General features: G+C 65.7%; 15 protein-coding genes. 7 read left to right on the plus strand and 8 right to left on the minus strand.

Annotated features, from left to right (window positions below; all coding sequences use genetic code 11):
- Positions 1-154 precede the first annotated feature (154 nt).
- Positions 155-1,414 (plus strand): adenylate/guanylate cyclase domain-containing protein, encoded by a 1,260-nt coding sequence (locus A5680_RS03610; protein WP_231977553.1) that lies wholly within the window; start codon positions 155-157, stop codon positions 1,412-1,414.
- Positions 1,415-1,434: 20 nt separating this feature from the next.
- Here the strand turns inward: A5680_RS03610 and A5680_RS03615 are convergent, their stop codons facing one another.
- A complete protein-coding gene (locus A5680_RS03615) occupies positions 1,435-2,730 on the minus strand; it encodes an amidohydrolase family protein (protein WP_067816256.1) in 1,296 nt (431 codons plus the stop codon).
- A 117-nt stretch (positions 2,731-2,847) separates the two neighbouring features.
- On the opposite strand from A5680_RS03615, the gene A5680_RS03620 reads away from it, so the two are divergent.
- Positions 2,848-3,066, plus strand: a complete 219-nt coding sequence (locus A5680_RS03620) for a hypothetical protein (protein ID WP_067816259.1) — start codon at positions 2,848-2,850, stop codon at positions 3,064-3,066.
- A 10-nt stretch (positions 3,067-3,076) separates the two neighbouring features.
- On the opposite strand, the gene A5680_RS03625 is transcribed toward A5680_RS03620, so the two are convergent.
- Genes A5680_RS03625 through A5680_RS03650 form a run of 6 tightly spaced genes read right to left on the minus strand, consistent with a single transcriptional unit; the run spans position 3,077 to position 9,391 of the window.
- Complete coding sequence (locus A5680_RS03625; RefSeq protein ID WP_067816262.1) at positions 3,077-4,216, minus strand: acyl-CoA dehydrogenase family protein; 1,140 nt, start codon at positions 4,214-4,216, stop codon at positions 3,077-3,079.
- Between the two features lie 2 nt (positions 4,217-4,218).
- Positions 4,219-5,262, minus strand: coding sequence for an acyl-CoA dehydrogenase family protein (locus A5680_RS03630; RefSeq protein ID WP_067816265.1), 1,044 nt, complete (start codon positions 5,260-5,262; stop codon positions 4,219-4,221).
- Positions 5,263-5,264: 2 nt separating this feature from the next.
- On the minus strand, positions 5,265-6,458 hold the full coding sequence (locus A5680_RS03635) for a cytochrome P450 (protein ID WP_082970248.1): 1,194 nt from the start codon (positions 6,456-6,458) through the stop codon (positions 5,265-5,267).
- A 52-nt stretch (positions 6,459-6,510) separates the two neighbouring features.
- Positions 6,511-6,960, minus strand: a complete 450-nt coding sequence (locus A5680_RS03640) for a VOC family protein (RefSeq protein ID WP_067816268.1) — start codon at positions 6,958-6,960, stop codon at positions 6,511-6,513.
- Complete coding sequence (locus A5680_RS03645; RefSeq protein ID WP_369808475.1) at positions 6,957-8,180, minus strand: CoA transferase; 1,224 nt, start codon at positions 8,178-8,180, stop codon at positions 6,957-6,959. Before A5680_RS03645 ends, A5680_RS03640 begins: the two co-directional genes overlap by 4 nt.
- The gene (locus A5680_RS03650) at positions 8,156-9,391 is read right to left on the minus strand and encodes a CaiB/BaiF CoA-transferase family protein (protein ID WP_082970251.1); all 1,236 of its coding nucleotides are present in this window, start codon (positions 9,389-9,391) and stop codon (positions 8,156-8,158) included. Before A5680_RS03650 ends, A5680_RS03645 begins: the two co-directional genes overlap by 25 nt.
- 111 nt (positions 9,392-9,502) lie before the next feature.
- Between A5680_RS03650 and A5680_RS03655 the strand changes: the two genes are divergently transcribed.
- From A5680_RS03655 to A5680_RS03670, 4 genes are all read left to right on the plus strand, one after another.
- Positions 9,503-10,705 carry a cytochrome P450 gene (locus tag A5680_RS03655; protein ID WP_231977555.1) on the plus strand — a complete coding sequence of 401 codons (1,203 nt, stop codon included), beginning with the start codon at positions 9,503-9,505 and terminating at the stop codon, positions 10,703-10,705.
- A gap of 11 nt (positions 10,706-10,716) precedes the next feature.
- On the plus strand, positions 10,717-11,937 hold the full coding sequence (locus tag A5680_RS03660) for a CaiB/BaiF CoA-transferase family protein (RefSeq protein ID WP_067816274.1): 1,221 nt from the start codon (positions 10,717-10,719) through the stop codon (positions 11,935-11,937).
- A gap of 53 nt (positions 11,938-11,990) precedes the next feature.
- Positions 11,991-12,848 carry a mycofactocin-coupled SDR family oxidoreductase gene (locus A5680_RS03665; RefSeq protein WP_055404272.1) on the plus strand — a complete coding sequence of 286 codons (858 nt, stop codon included), beginning with the start codon at positions 11,991-11,993 and terminating at the stop codon, positions 12,846-12,848.
- A gap of 62 nt (positions 12,849-12,910) precedes the next feature.
- On the plus strand, positions 12,911-14,200 hold the full coding sequence (locus tag A5680_RS03670; protein WP_231977556.1) for a phosphotransferase family protein: 1,290 nt from the start codon (positions 12,911-12,913) through the stop codon (positions 14,198-14,200).
- Between the two features lie 18 nt (positions 14,201-14,218).
- On the opposite strand, the gene A5680_RS03675 is transcribed toward A5680_RS03670, so the two are convergent.
- Complete coding sequence (locus A5680_RS03675) at positions 14,219-15,433, minus strand: cytochrome P450 (protein WP_067816280.1); 1,215 nt, start codon at positions 15,431-15,433, stop codon at positions 14,219-14,221.
- 183 nt (positions 15,434-15,616) lie between these two features.
- On the opposite strand from A5680_RS03675, the gene A5680_RS03680 reads away from it, so the two are divergent.
- Positions 15,617-16,168 carry a TetR/AcrR family transcriptional regulator gene (locus tag A5680_RS03680; RefSeq protein ID WP_067816283.1) on the plus strand — a complete coding sequence of 184 codons (552 nt, stop codon included), beginning with the start codon at positions 15,617-15,619 and terminating at the stop codon, positions 16,166-16,168.
- Position 16,169 lies beyond the last annotated feature (1 nt).

Below are 16,169 nucleotides of genomic sequence, written 5' to 3' on the forward strand. Positions count from 1 at the left end.
TGCCATTGGCTCAGCCCTGATCGCAGCACTGACCGCCTGGGCTCTGCCGACCGGTGCGGCGCTCCGCGAACACCACGTGATGTTGGTCAATATCGTCGCAGGGCTTTGCTATTCGGGCATTGCCCTGCCGCTAGCCGGACTATGTGGATACATCTTGTTGAGCCTGCCGGCGGGGGCAAGCGATGCCACCGCGCGCCGCGTCGTCCTGGCCATCCCGATGAGGATGGCCGTGATCCATGGAACCGTATGGTCGGCGGCGGCCGTCGTTTTCGTGCTCACGAATTTCGATACACCCTGGCTGGCCGCAACCCTCGGAGTGTCGATTCTGCTCGGAGCCATCGTGACAACCGCACTGTCCTATTGGATGTGCAGGATTGCGCTGCGGCCGGTTGCGGCCAGGCTGCTCACCGAAGACCCGCCGACACGGCCGCGGGGGCCCGGTCTGCGGCTGCGCGCGGTGAGCGCCTGGGTGATCGGAACGGGCGTTCCGGCGCTGATGGTCATGCTCGTCGCCGCAAGCGCCCTCTTCGTCGAGTACTCGGCGCATCGGCTGGCGCTGGTTGTCCTCGTCCTTGGGGGCTGCACAATGGCCTGTGGCCTGGTGGTCGCCGCATTCAACGCGTCATCCATCGCCGATCCCATCGACGAGGTCAGGGACGGCATGCAACGGGTGCAGCGCGGCGAATTCGACGTGTCCGTAGCCGTTTTCGACGCCTCCGAGCTGGGCCTGTTACAGGCGGGCTTCAACACGATGGCGACCGGACTGCGTGAACGAGAACGGCTCCGCGACCTGTTCGGCCGCCACGTCGGCAAGGACGTGGCTCGGTTGGCCGAGCAACTGGCCGCCGCCGGTGACCAGATTGAGATGGGCGGAGTCAACCGCGACGTGGCGGTGCTGTTCGTGGATTTGGTCGGCTCGACACGACTGGCCACCACACTGGAACCACCCGAGTTGCTGGCGACGCTCAACGACTTCTTCACGATGGTCGTGAACGCGGTCGAAGCGAATCGAGGCTTTGTCAACAAGTTCGAGGGGGACGCGGCGCTGGCGGTCTTCGGCGCTCCCCTCGACGACGATGACAGGGCCTCGCATGCACTGGCGACGGCGCGTGAACTCAACAGGTTCCTGAATCCGCCAGGGGCACCGATCAGTGCCGGCATCGGAGTGTCGGCCGGCATGGCGGTGGCCGGCAACGTCGGCCACCCGGGCCGTTACGAATACACGGTGATCGGCGACCCGGTCAACGAGGCGGCAAGGCTCACCGAGGTCGCCAAGCTCTCGGTCGGCGTCGCCGCGTCGGCCGCGGCACTGGTCATGGCCGGCCAGGAGGAGTCACGGCGGTGGCGAGTCGTCGACTCCAAAGTGCTACGCGGCCGGGCCGATTCGACCGAAATCGCCGTCCCGGTCGACTGACGTTCAGGGCCTGAAGCTGCTCAGACCTTACGGGCCTTCTGCTCCTCCATCTTGTTCATGAAGGCCTCGAGGCCGACGCCGCCGTGGTCGGCCATGACCTCGTCGTAGTCGTAATCGGGCGCGTTACCGCCGTTAGGGCGCCACCCGGCATCCGCGGTACAGGATTTGAAGCCGTCCTCGGGGAAGGCGTACCAGCGCCGCGTGTTGAGTTCGACGATCTTGGCGGCCTCCTCGTCGGGCACGTCCGCGAGCATCTCCTCGGCGCGCGCCCGACTTTTGGGCCAGAACGAGTCGGAGTGCGGATAGTCGCATTCCCAGGTGATGTTGTCGATTCCAATCTGGTGGCGCATCGACATTCCCACCTCGTCCTCGATGAAGCATCCAGAGATGTTGCGCCGGAACAACTCCGACGGCGCCACCGTGGGGTGGATGTTCTGGTAGAACTTGTGCTTGCGCCAGACGTAATCCGCGCGCTCGACGAGGTACGGCATCCAGCCGACGCCGCCCTCGGAGAACGCGACTTTGAGGTTCGGGTGCTTGTGAAACACCGGCGAGAAGATGAGCTCGGTCGCCGCGGCCATGGACGTGGTGCCCATCAAGGTGATCATCACCGCGAAGGGTGCCTCGGGTGCGGTCTGGGGTGGGAACCCGCCACTGCCGAAATGCATCACCGCGGTCAGGTTGGTCTCTTCGAGCGCCGACCACACCGGCTCCCAATACGCGGTGTGGTAGCTGGGCAGCTTCAGGTTCGTCGGGTTATCCGGCAGTCCGATCGCCCGCGCCCCTTTGGCCGCCACCCGCTCGATCTCGGCGACGATCAACGCCTGGTCCCACAGCGGCGTGATCGCCATCGGGATGAACCGGGCCGGGTCGGTGGCGCACCATTCGTCGAGTGAGAAGTCGTTCCACGCCTGGACGGACAGCTGCGCGAGTTCCTTGTCCTCGCCTTCCAGGAAAACGGTGCCACAGAAGCGCGGGAAGGACGGAAAGCACAGCATGGCGTGCACGCCGTCGATGTCCATGTCCGCCAGTCGGGCCTTCGGGTCGTAACACCCGGGAATCATGTCGGCGTAGCGGATCGGATCAACGCCGAACTCCTCCGGTGACTTACCGGCGACAGCATTCAGTCCGATGTTCGGATACGGCCTGCCCTCGTAAACCCACTGCTGCACAGGCGGAGCACCGTCGCGCGGAAAATCGACGATGCGGGGACCGTCGTCCAGGAATTTCTTCGGCAGCCTGTCCGCCCAGACCTGCGGTGGCTCGATCAGGTGGTCGTCGACGGACAGGAGTTTCATCGAAGGTTGCAGCGGCATTGTGGGCGTCGTCTCTCGAAGTCGTGCGATACGGTACAAGTGAACAGATTGTGACTAGTTGACTATAGCCCCGATCCTGGCCGGAGCTCAAACGATCAGGGCGCATCGAGGAGGACCATGACAGAACCCGAAACCCCGCCGTCGCGCATCCCACACGACGATTGGGCGGACCAGGACCTGCTCACCAAAGGCGAGGCGGCCGAACGCCTCGCCGCCGAAATCGCCGAGGTCACTGCCAAACTCGACGCGTCGGACGGCAAGGACGAGACCCAGATGCGACGACTCAAAGGGCTCCAAGAGGCCTATAAGCACCTGTCCGGGGACCAGCAGGGCTGAGTGGGCGCGCTCAGGTCCGCGGCAAGCCCAGCACCCGCTGGGCGACGATGTTGCGCTGGATCTGGGCCGTTCCGCCATAGATGCCGGCGGCCCGCGACCACACGTAGATGTCCCATTCCAGGCCTTCGGTGAGCAGCGGGCCGCTGGCCGACAGATCCATCATGGTGCGGGCGAAGAACTGGTCGGCACGTGTCATGAGCAGCTTGTCCACCGAACCCTCGGGCCCGGGAAGCTTTCCGTTTTGACGCTCCGTGAGCGACCGTAAAACCTTGATCTGCAGCGCGCGCAGCTCCACGTAGGCCTGCCCGAGCCGGGCCCGGGCCGACGGCGAGTCTTCGAGCCACCCGACGCGAACGTCGTCCTCGAGGCGCCGTAACTGCGTTTTCAGCCGGCCTATCCAGTTGATGTCGCTGGGACCGCGCTCGTAGGCAAGCAGCTGGTTGGCAATGGACCAGCCCTCCCCCCGCCCGCCGAGCAGGTTGCTCGCAGGTACGTCCACATCGTCGAAAGTGATCTCGGTGAATTCGCGGTTGCGCGCGGCGTTCACGATGGGACGCACCTCGATGCCGGGCGTCGACATGGGCACCAGCAGCACTGAGATGCCCGCGTGCTTCGGTGCGTTCGGCTCGGTGCGGCACAGCAGGAAGCACCAGTCGGCGACCGCCCCGAAGCTCGTCCAGATTTTGCGGCCATTGACGCGAAACATCTCGCGCCCGTCGGTGTCGATGAAATCGGCCCGGGTCTTGAGACCGGCGAGGTCGGACCCGGCCTCGGGTTCGGAAAACCCCTGGCACCAGCGCACGCGGCCGGACAACAGCCCGGGCAGCAGCGTGTCGCGCTGCTCGTCGGTCCCGAACAGGCGCAACGCGTTGCTGAGGTGACCGACCCCCTCGATGGGCGCGGCGCCGGCCCGACCGAGCTCGTCGTTGAGGATCGCCTCGTATACCGGCGCCTTACCATGTCCCCCATACTCGACGGGGAAGGACAGCCCGATGTATCCGGCTTCATAAAGCGTTTGGTGCCAGGCGTTTTGCGCGTCAGCCCGCGCAGCCGGGTCGTCGGGGATCGCGGCATCGGCAGCGTGGTCGGACAGCCACTGCCTGAGGTCGGCGCGGAACTGCGCTTCCGGTGCGGTGTCGTTGAAGTCCATGGCTAAGCGAGCTCCCGGTTCGCCAGTCGCAGCGCGGCGATTGCCGCGTAGTGCACCGCCTCGTCGCCGAACAACCGCCGGTCCAACAGCGCCCGGCGTAGCCGCAGATGCGAAACGTGCTCCCAGGTGATCGCGATGCCGCCGAAGACCTGAACCGTGGTCTCCACCACCTCCCGGCCCGCGGCCGACGCGTATGCCTTGGCCGTCATCGCCGCCAGTCGCGCCTCGTCGGCCGGCGCGTGGTCGATCGCCCACGCGGCGTGCCAGAGGCAACTCCGGGCGCCTTCGACTTGCACCAGAGCATCGGCGAGCAGATGACCCACGGCCTGAAACGAGCCGATCTTGACGCCGAATTGAGCCCGCTCGCCCGCATAGCGGACCGCGTCGTCCAGGGCACCCTGCATGATGCCGACCAGGTCGGCGGCGACGGCTGTCATGGCCAACGACTCCACCCGCCGCCACCGTTCGTCATCGATGGCCTCGCCGGTCACCACCCCCGATGCGACCGAATCGGCTGGCAAACAATGGAATTCACGGGTCAGGTCCAGTCCGCGAGGGTCGGCGCCGCACAGTGGTGCGCACACAAGCCGACGTTGTCCGTCGGTGCGGGCGGTCAGTAGTCCGTGGGTGGCGCCCGCGGCGTCGAATGCCACCCCAGGTCGGTGAGCCGAGCCGAAACCCATCAGGTCGGGGCCCAGTACCGGCGCCAGCCGAAGGCTGCCTTCCGCGATGAGCTCCAGTTCCTTCTCGGCTCCGGCCGCCTCCAGGAGTTCGGTGGCCAGCACCGCCTGACCCGTCACCGGAACGGCGCTGAGGGTTCTCGCGAGTTCTTCGATCACGATGACGGTTTCGACGCCGCTCGCCTCGAGCCCGCACAGGCGCGGCGAACGCAACGTCGGCACACCGAGATCCACCAGGCGGCGCCACTGGGCGTCGAGCGCTTCGCCGGTCGGGATCTCGTCCGCACTGGAAACCCCCACGCTCTCCCCCAGCTGCGCGGCGGTGTCGCGGAGCAGTTGCTGCTCGTCGGTGAAAGCGATCTCCATGGTCAGCGCAGGGTCATCTCCACGCTGGTGTATCCGCGCACCGTCGCGGTGAGCACGCGTTCGCGCGCGCCGATGGCGTAGTCGGGGAACCTGTCGGCGATGTACTCGAACACCAGCTGCGCCTCCCGGCGCGCCAACCATTGCCCGAGACAGATGTGGATTCCCCACCCGAAATACACGTCGGTGCCGCGCGGCCGGTCGATGATGAAGCGGTCGGGATCGTGATAGCGCCGTTCGTCGCGGTTGGCGCTGCCCAGGAGCAGCAGCACCCAGTCGCCGGCGTCCATGGTGACGCCATGACGATCGATCGGCCGGGTCAGGGTGCGGGCCACCCAGTGGCTCGGCGTGTCGTAGCGCAGCGCCTCGTTCACCGCGGCGGGAATGAGGCTGCGGTCCTTCACGATGCGCTGCCACTCCTCGGGGTGCTCGGCGAGCGCGACGAGGCCATTGGAGATCAGCTTCTGCGTGGTTTCCGAGCCGGCGGCGGACAGGAGATTGCAGAACATCAGCACCTCGTGCGCGGTCAGGGAGCGGTGGCCGCCGGCTTCGGGGTCGTCGAACGTGGCTTGCAGCACGACGCTGATCAGGTCGTCACCCGGGTCGGTGCGGCGCCGTTCTATCAGATCACCGATGTACTGGCTGATCAGGCGGTTGGCCTCGATGGCTTTGGCCGGCATCGCGACCTGCCCTTCCTCCCGGGTGAGGAAGGCCTCCCACCAGACGCGCAGCTGCGCACGGTCGCTGTGCGGCACGCCGAGCAGATCACCGATGACGTCCGTGGGCACCGAGAACGCGAAGGCCTCCATCGCGTCGACGGTGGTACCCGGTTGCAGCCGGCCCAGGTGCGTGTGGACCACCGCCCGCAGGGCAGACTCCATGGCGGCGACCGCTTTTGGCGTGAAGAAGCCCTTGAGTACCCCACGAATGCGGTCGTGGCGAGGCGGGTCCATCGAGATGACCGAGTACTTGCGTCCGTCGTTGTCCGGGTTCTCCGGTGCCGGACCACTCTTGGACGAGAACGTCTCCCAGTCCCGCAGAGCCCGCGACACATCGTCGAACCTGGACAGGACCCACCAGCGGTTTTCGGGATCCCGGTAGACCGGCGCCTCGTCGCGCAATCTCCGGTACACCGGGTACGGATCGTCGAAGATCGCCTTGGAGAACGGCGAATACATCAACTCGCTGGTCGCTGGCACAGCCACGACTCTATCATCGTGATGAACAATCGGACGCTGAGTGACTAACTGCTCAGTCGCTCGGCGGCGTGCGTTCGATCAACTCGATCCAGTTGCCGTCGGGGTCGGTGGCCATCAGTCCCCGGTTGCCGCCGTCGAATGTGACCGTTCGTTCCGGTCGGGCTTGGCCACCCAGGCGCTCGATGCCTGCGACGAACGCGTTCGGGTCGTCGACGCGGAACGACAGGTGCGTGAAGCCCACCGCGTTCATCCGGCGCGGCCGGCGCTTCTCGCGTACGCCCGGCGCCGGATAACTGAGCAACTCGAGGCGAAAACCGTCGCGCTGCAGGTAGACGAGGTCCAGCACCAGCCCGGGTACACCCAGCAGCCGCGCCGTCTCGGGCCCATCGACGCGCAGCCGACCACATTCGTCGAATCCCAATGCCAGGCAATAGAACTGGACAGACCTTTCGAGATCGCTGACGCACAGCCCGATATGGGTGAGGCGGTCACCGGAGCTCATGCGGTGTCGTCGGCGAGTTCGTCGAGCAGCGCGTTGTGTTCCCCGAGCAGGGGTGGCCGTGCGGGGCCGCCTGCCGCATTGGCGCCGAAGAGGTATGGCGTGCCCGGATAGCGGAAGGTCTCCCCCAGTTCCGGGTGCTCGACCGGCACATGAAATCCGCGGGCGGCGATGTGTTCGTTCTCGAAGGCCTCGTCGGGCGACAGCACCGCTCCGGCGGGGAATCCGCGTCGCTGGCTTTCCAGGAAGTACTCGTTGGCCGGCATCCGGGAAGCGATCAAGGTGATTGCGTCGCGGGCCGCCGTCAGTATCGCGGTGGTCTCGTCGTCGGCGCCGATCATCGCGATGTCGACCGGCTCGTCGCGAGCGGCGGCCATTTCCAAGAACACCGCCTCGGGAAGGTCGTCGGCCAGGCCGAGGTCCGCGAGCCAGTTCAGCAGGTTCGCGAATTCGGGTGGCTTGCGAGGCAGCACGCCGGTGGTGGCGTAGGCGCCGTCCGCGCATCGGACCTGGGTCGGCTGGCTCGGCGTGAAGTACGCGTGACGACCGGTCTGCCGGACGCATGTCTCGTTGTTGACCAACCAGTGGTAGGTCGTCTGTTCGGAGCTGACGTTGCAGGCGGCGTTGACGCTGACGTCGACGAGCTGACCCTCGCCGGTCTGGTCGCGGTGCGCCAGGGCCACCAGCGCTCCGATGGCGCAATACAGGCCGGCGATGTTGGCCGACTGTTCTCCGGCGCCGCGAATTGGCGGCAATGAGTGGTTGTCGTAGCCGCAGTTCCAGACCGGACCGCCGCCGGCGAGCATGGTGAGGTCGGTGACCGGTTGGTCGGCCCGCACGCTGTCGAGCCCGTAGGGGGTGACCGCCACCCAGATCAGCGACGGATGCCGGGCATCGCCGACGGGGCCGGCTCCGGAGATCACGATGTCGGCGCTGGCGATCAGCCGCCCCAGTGCGCTGGCGCCCTGCGCGGCGTCGAGATCGATGGCGACCGACCGTTTGCCCACGTTGCCGCCCCACCATCGCAGGCTGGTGTCCGGCCCAATGTTGTCGTGCGCGAACGGCGGTCGCGACCGATGTGAGGATCCGGAGGGGGGTTCGACGACGACGACCTCGGCGCCGAGTTCGGCGAGCAACCTCCCCCCGACGGGGGTGAACTGGCCGCTGATCTCGACGACGCGGAGCCCGCTCAGCGCGTTCAGATCACACCCTGCTTCGTCAATTCGTCCAACTCCTGATCGCTGCGCCCGAGCAGCCCGCCCAGCACGTCCCGGTTGTGTTCGCCCAGGCACGGCGCGGCGCGCGAAATGCCCCACGGCGAGGCCGACATTCGCAGCGGAAGCCCCTCGACGCGCACCGTCCCGATCTCGGGGTGCGTCACGGGCGGAAAGAGTCCCCACTCGGCCAGGTCGGGGTCTTCGTCGATCCGCTCCCGGGGAGACTTGACGACGCTCGCCGGAACCCCGGCCGCAACGAGTTCGCTTGCCAGCCTGGCCGCTTCGCGGGTCCGGGTGCACGCGCTGACGAGTTCGTCGATTGCGTCGGCGCCGAGCAACCGCTGCTCCAGGGTCGCGAACCGGTCGTCCGTCAAACGCGGTTCGTCGATGACTTTGGACAGCAGCGCGACGTCGCGGTCGTCGCGGCAGGCGATGGCTATCCACCGGTCCTCCCCCTGGCACGGGTAGATCCCATGCGGGGCCATCTCACCGAAGTCGGCGTGGTTACCGCCCGGGAGCCCCGGCCGGCGCGCGGGCCGCTTGTTGACGGTCCAATCCAACACCTCGGTGGGCAGCATCGCGATACCCGCCGGCACCGTGGCCAAGTCGATGTGCTCGCTCTCGCCGGTGCGTTCGCGCCGATGCACGGCCGCCAGAATCGCGACCGTCATGTAGTAGGCGGCGATGTGGTCCATGTACGAGTAGCCCCATCCCGCGGGCTCGTGGTCGGGCAGCCCCGCGGTGAAGGTCAGCCCGCTGAGTGCCTGGACGATCGGGCCCCAGGTCTTGAAGTCGCGGTACGGGCCGCTGTGGCCGAAGCCGCAGTTGGAGACGTAGATGATGTCCGGCTTGATGCGGCGCAGCTCGTCATAGCCGAAACCCATCCTGTCCAGCACGCCGGCCGCGAAGTTCTCGCAGACGATGTCGGAGACGGCGATCAGCTCACGCAGCAGCTCCTTGCCGGCCTCCAGACGCAGGTTGATGGTCACTCCGAGCTTGCCCACGTTGTGGTTGTTGAAGCCGGCGCCCAGATTCACGCCCCGGCGCTCATCGACGAACGGGCCGACGCCGCGCAACGCGTCCCACATCCCACGCGTTGCGGGATCTTCGACGCGAATGACCTCGGCGCCGAACGCCGCGAGGATCTTCGTCGCCCCGGCGCCGGCCAGTTGACCGCCCAGGTCGCACACGCGAAGGTGGGACAAACCAGCGGTCACCATGCAACAATAGAACATTATTTGTTCTGCTGCCAACGCGAACGAATGGCTCCGAACCGAAGGGTCCCTGCTCGCAGATTAACAGTCGATGTTCTATTGTTCAGTCTTATGGTGACGATCACAGCCGCCCGGTTCGACGAACCGGCGTTCTACCTCGGCGACCCGAACGCCACGTTCGCGCAGCTGCGCGAGCACGATCCGGTGCACTGGTACGACGAGGGCAAGTTTTGGGTGATCACCAAATACGATGACATCAAGAACATCTCGGCTCGACCCGAGAAGTTCAAGTCGGAGCGCATCGGGATCATGATGGACCTGATCGCGCACCGGGAGGGCCGCGACCCCCAGGGGTACGGCAACCGCGGCATCATGTTCATGGATCCGCCGGTGCACCGGGTGCACCGCAAGGCCGTTGGCGTGCGGTTTACACCGGCCGCGGTCGCCAAGATGGAGGCCCGGGTACGCCAGGTCGTCAACGATGTGCTCGACGACCTGCCGAACGGTGAATTCGACTGGATTCAACGGGTCGCCGAGCCCATCCCCGTGTATGTGTTCGCCTACCTGCTGGGAGTGCCCGAAGAAGACTGGCCCAAGGTCGCGGGCTGGGCGACCACCATCGCCAACGTCGGTGGGGGGGCCGCGAGCGATGAGGACTACGCGTTCATCTTCGAACACATCGGGCCCTATCTGATGGGCCTCGTGGCCCAACGCAAGGAGCATCCGCAGGACGATCTGCTCACGATGCTCTCCCAGGTGACCGTTGACGGGGAGCCCTTCGACGACATGCAGGTGATGATCTACGCGCTCACCTTGCTCGCCGCCGGCAGCGAGACGACACAGAGCCTGATCGCGGGAATCGCCGATTGTCTCGACTCTCATCCCGACCAATCGGCGGTGTTGTTCGCCGATCCGGGCCTCAGCGGCAACGCCGTCGAGGAGGTGCTGCGTTACTGGACGCCGGTGATGAGCATGGCCCGGCAGGCGGCCCACGACGTTCGGCTACGCGGTGCGGAGGTCAAGGAAGGCGACGGGGTGCTGCTCGCCTATGCGTCCGCGAACCGCGACCAGGACCACTGGGGCCCGACCGCCGAACAGTTCGACATCCACCGCCCCGACGCCGCCAATCACCTCGGCTTCGGAGTCGGCGAGCACTTCTGCATGGGCGCCGCCCTGGCTCGACGCGAAGCCCGTCTGCTGCTGGAGGAAGTAGCGCGGCGCGCCAAGGGGATTCACGTGGTCGGCGACCGAGTGCCCCGGGTGTCGACATTGGTGCACACGCACGACCACCTGCCTGTCGTGCTCGACTACCGCTGAGGGGCGTGCCCATGAGCGGACCCATGGCGGGCGTACGCGTCCTCGAGGTTGCCCAGTGGACCTTCGTGCCGGCCGCCGGAGCGGTGCTGGCGGACTGGGGCGCCGACGTAGTGAAGATCGAACATCCGCGCACCGGCGATGCCCAGCGGGGCCTACGTCAGCTCGGCAACGTACAGATCGCCGGCGACCGCAACCCCGTCATGGAGCACGCGAACCGCGGTAAACGATCCGTCGCCCTGGATATCTCGACACCGGCCGGCCATGAATTGCTGATGGACATTGCCCGCACGAGCGACGTGTTCCTGACGAACTTCTTGCCCGACGCCCGTGCCAAACTGCGGATCGACGTCGACGACATGCGGACGGCGAATCCCGACATCATCTATGTGCGGGGCAGCGCATACGGACCGCTCGGCGACGAGGCGGGCATCGGTGGCTACGACATGACGGGCTTCTGGAGCCGAGGCGGTAGCGCGGCAAGCGTCACCCCGCCCGATATGGCTGGCGTTGTCGCACAACCCGGCCCGGCGTACGGAGACTCCATGGGCGGCATGACAATTGCCGGCGGAATCGCTGCGGCGCTGTTCGCGCGTGATCGGACCGGTGAGGCCAAGGTCGTGGATGTGTCGCTGCTCGGAGTGGGGGTATGGGCGATGGGGGTGGCCGTCAACGCCGCGCTGATCTCCGGAGAGCCGTGGCAGGCCAACCCCGCCGGCGCCAACGTCGCCCCGCACAATCCGCTGGTGGGCTTCTACCGCACCGGCGACGGGCGTTATATGGGATTGTCGATGATGCAAGGTTTCCGCTATTGGGCGGACTTCTGTGCGCGGGTCGGGCTCCCCGAGCTTGCCACCGACGAACGCTTTGCCAGCCACGAGCTGCTAACCCGCAACGCGGCGCAGGCAACTGCGATCCTGCGCGAGGTGCTTGGGAGCCAAACCCTCGAGCACTGGCGCAAAGCGCTGACCGGTTTCGAAGGGCAATGGGCGCCCGTACAGAACACGATGGATGTCGCGGCAGACGAGCAGGTGAGGGCAAACGGCGTCATCGCGCCCATCCAAGGGAGCGACGGTGTCCTCGAATTAGTCTCGAGCCCCGTGCTCTTCGATCAGACACCGTTTACCCTCGGCCCGACACCGGAGTTCGCCGAACACACCGAAGCGCTGTTGCTCGAAGTGGGCAAGGACTGGGACGACATCATCGCCCTCAAGGACAGCGGAACCATCGCGTGACCCCGATGACCTTCATGGCCTGACGGCGAAAGAGCCAACAACGGAGGAAGCAGATGAATCGAGTCAGCGGCAAAGTAGCGGTCGTCACGGGCGCCGCGCGCGGCCAAGGACGCAGTCACGCAGTCCATCTCGCCGACGAGGGTGCCGACATCATCGCCGTTGACATCTGCGACGACATCGCGACCAACGACTACCCGATGGCACGCAAGAGCGACCTCGACGAGACGGCGAAGTTGGTGGAGAAGGCAGGCCGGCGCGTCGTCACCGCGGTTGCCGATGTGCGGGATCGGGCGGCCCTGAAGAAGGCGATCGACGACGGCGTCGCCCAACTGGGCGGGCTGCATGTCGTCGTCGCCAACGCCGGCATCTGCCCGCACGGAGAACACAAGGGGTATCCGGCGTTCCGCGACGTGCTCGACGTGAACTTTCTCGGCGTGGTCAACACCGTCAACGCCGCGTTTGACCATCTGGACACCGGTGCGTCGATCATCGCCACCGGCTCGATCGCCGGACTGGTCTCCCAACACGATATGTTCAACGGTGGCGGCAACGCGGGTCCCGGCGGGCTCGGCTACGGTCTGGCAAAGAAGTTCGTCCGCGACTGGGTCAAATCCATGGCGATGACGCTGGCGGCGCGCGAGATACGCGTCAACGCCGTGCATCCGACGAACGTCAACACCGCGATGATGAACAACCCGATGATGTACAAGACGTTTCGGCCTGACCTGGAGGCTCCGACCCACGACGATGCCTTTGTGATCTACCCGATGCTGCAGGCGATGCCGGTGCCCTGGGTGCAGCCCGAGGACATCTCGCACGCCGTGGTCTACCTTGCCTCCGACGAATCGCGATACGTCACCGGACTGCAGATGTTCATCGACGCCGGCGCCGCGCTGAAAATGGGCTTCTGACCTCACCTGACATGACACCCGATGAGGCGGTACGAAGCTGGCTCGAGAGTCACCTCGGGCCCGTGCGAGCCTTCGAGCGCCAACCACGTTGGCGTCCTGCCTGGTTCGCCGACGTCGAACGTGACGGCACAATCATGCCGCTGTATGTGCGCGGCGACCGCGCGGGCATGGACTTCTCCTTGTCCACCTATCGGGAAGCGGCCGTCCTTGAAGCCCTGGAGAAGCAAGGAATTCCAGTTCCGCACATTCACGGCCGGATTGACGCACCACCGGCCATCGTGATGGATCGCCTGCCCGGCGCCACCAATCTGTCAACCTCGCCGAGCGCAGCAGAGCGCAACTCGGTCATCGATGAATACATGGAAATCCTTGCGCGGATCCATCGGCTGGATCCGGGTGAATTCTCCGCCGTCGGACTCAAACTACCCAAAACTCCTCAACAGCAAGCGTTGTCGAGCTTCGAAGAGTCCGTCGCGCGGTACCGGTCTACCAAAAAGCGCCCGGAACCGTTTCTGGAATTCGGCATCGGCTGGATCCGCCGCCACGTTCCCGCGCATCGATTCGACCCTCGCTTTGTCCTGGGCGATCCCGGACAGTTCATGTTCGCCGATGGGCGCGTGACCGGACTGCTCGACGTCGAACTGGCCTACCTCGGCGACACCGCGCATGACCTCGCAGGGCTGCGCCTGCGCGACATCTCCGAGCCCTTCGGCGACCTCGAGCGCGCGTTTCGGCGCTACGAGGAGGTCTCTGGCGTAGAACTGGACCTGCCGGTGGTCGAGTTCCACACCGCGCAGTTCGCGCTCACCACGCCTCTCTCGTTGGTGATGATCGTGCACAACCCTTTTCCGATGAGTGACTTGCTGCAATATGAGGAGTGGTTTCAGCAATGCTCGCTCAACGCCGTCGAAGCAATGGCCGCAGTCGAGGGCGTCGTCCTCGGCGATTACCGACTTCCGCAGGCGGCAGATGTCCGGCACGGCGGCCTTATCGACGCATTGGCGCCCATCATCGAGGAATTACCCGCCGAGACCGAGGTTGAGCGCTTTCGCCGCCATCAAACCGCGCAAACCGCACGCTACGTCGCCGACCTCTGCCGGCAAGGCCCCGCAATCGAATCCGAAGACCTCGACGATCTCAAACGCCTGCTCGGCTTCCGATACCCCGACTGGCGCGCAGGGGATGAGGCGCTGGAGGCATTCGTCTTGCGCGCACCCGAGAACATGGATGCCGAACTCATTCGGCTGTTCCACCGCCGCATCATGCGGCAAATGCGTTTACTGGAACCGGTTCTGAACCGCGCAGGCGGCGTGTACCCGCTGACGCCCCTGGCCCGCTTACTCGGCCGCTGACGCCCGCGTGGAAGGAGGCTACCGGGCGGCCAGCTCCAAACGCTTCCGACGCCGAACCAGGATGCTGGGCAGCCAATCTCCGACGTCACACGCGTCGATCCAGGTGGTGCGGTCCAAAAGCATCTTGAACACGATCTGGGCCTCCAACCTTGCCAGGGCAGCCCCGACGCAGAAGTGCACACCCTTGCCGAACGTCACATGCCCTTTCGCGTTGCTGCGGTCGAGACGGAATTCGTCGGCCGACTCGAAGTGCTCGGGATCGCGGTTGGCCGCTCCCCATAAGAGAAGCAAATGCGCATTCGCTGGCACTTCCACCCCACCGAGTGTGGTGTCGCGCCACACATGGCGGTAGTGCCCACGGAACGGCGGCTCGTAGCGCAGAACCTCTTCGATGAAAGCGCCCAATAATTCCGGACTTTCACGGAGCCGCTGTTGGACCTCGGGGCGGTCGGTGAGAATCCATGCCGCACTGCCCAACAACGAGGCGGTCGACTCGCCGGCGGCACTGAACAGCGTGAGCATGATGCTCATCGCCACGGCCTGGTCCACCTCGCCGGAGGCGTAGCGAGCGGCCATGTCCGGTATCAATCCGGATTTGTCCGCGGTATCAGCCTTCTCGAAATGCTCCATGACGTACTCGGCCAGTTCGAACGCCGCAGCCCCGGCCTCCGCGAGCTGCGCCTCGGTGACAATCCCGTCGAGAAGGGTGGTGGTGGCGTAACCCAGCCGGATCAGCTTGTCGACATCGGCGTGGGGCAGGCCCAGCAATTTGGCGACCACCATCATCGGAAGCCGGTTCGCCACCGCGCTCATCCACTCGATGCGTCCGTGGCGCAGGTTCTCCTCCCACAGGCGCTCGGCGGTCTTCGCGGCGAATTCCTCGATGATCCGCACCCTGCGCGCGGACAGGTGTGGAAGCAAGATCTTGCGGTGCAGCGCGTGCGCCGGATCATCGGCAGTGGCCAGGGCGTGGGCGGGGCTTCCCGCCTCCATCATCGGCAACGCTGCGATGCTGCCGTCCTCGCGGAAAATCATGGTTGCCGTGAGATTGGACGAAAAGTCATCGACCCGAGTGACGGCCTCGATCACCGCGTCCCAGCCACACACGGCATAGAAGTCGGAATCGGCGACGCGATGCACCGGAGCCGTCGCGCGCATCCGGTCATACATCGGATACGGATCCTGCAAAGCCTCGGCACCGAAGAAATCGACCGGGTCGCTCAAGACCGCCATAGACCCAGGCTGAATGTGACCGTCGGCGCGGTCAATAGCGCGAGGAAAGGTTGATAAGCCTCCCGTCGCGCCATCCGCGCACCCCAAACCCCTTGCGCGGGAGGACCAGCGCGTTAGCCTGAGAATTGTTAGCGATAATTCTCAGGCTGAGGGAAGTTTCTGTTGGCTGTACGGGAGGGTTGCATGGCACAGAACGACTGGCTGGTGGGCCGGGATCGCCGCAGCGCAGCCGCCGAACGGATATATGCAGCGGCCGCCGATCTCATCTCGCACGTGGGATACGACGAGTTCACCATCGAGAGCCTCGCCGAAGTGGTCCACTGCTCACCGGCGACGATCTACCGGCATGCCGGCGGAAAGGCGGCCATCAGAGACGCAGTGGTTGCTCTCCAGGCGAGCCGCATCGTCGACACCGTGCGCGAGGCCATCAAAGACCTGACCGGCCGCGAACGAGTGGTGACGGCCACCATCCTGGCTTTGCAGCGCATGCGCTCTGATCCATTGGCTCAGCTCATGCAGACGGCGCCGATGCCGCGCAGCGAGTGGCTCACGAACTCCCCCGCTGTCACCGCACTCGCCTACGACATGCTCGGATCCGACGATGCAGATCCCCTTGCCGCCCAATGGCTTATCCGGGCCTTCCTGGCGCTGTGGTGGTGGCCGGTGAGGGACCCCGCCGACGAACGCGCCCTCGTCGAACGCTTTCTCGGCCGGTCTTACCGAGAGTCCAGCTGAG

This window comes from Mycobacterium sp. E2989 (assembly GCF_001667595.1).
In the GTDB taxonomy this organism is placed as follows: Bacteria; Actinomycetota; Actinomycetes; order Mycobacteriales; family Mycobacteriaceae; genus Mycobacterium.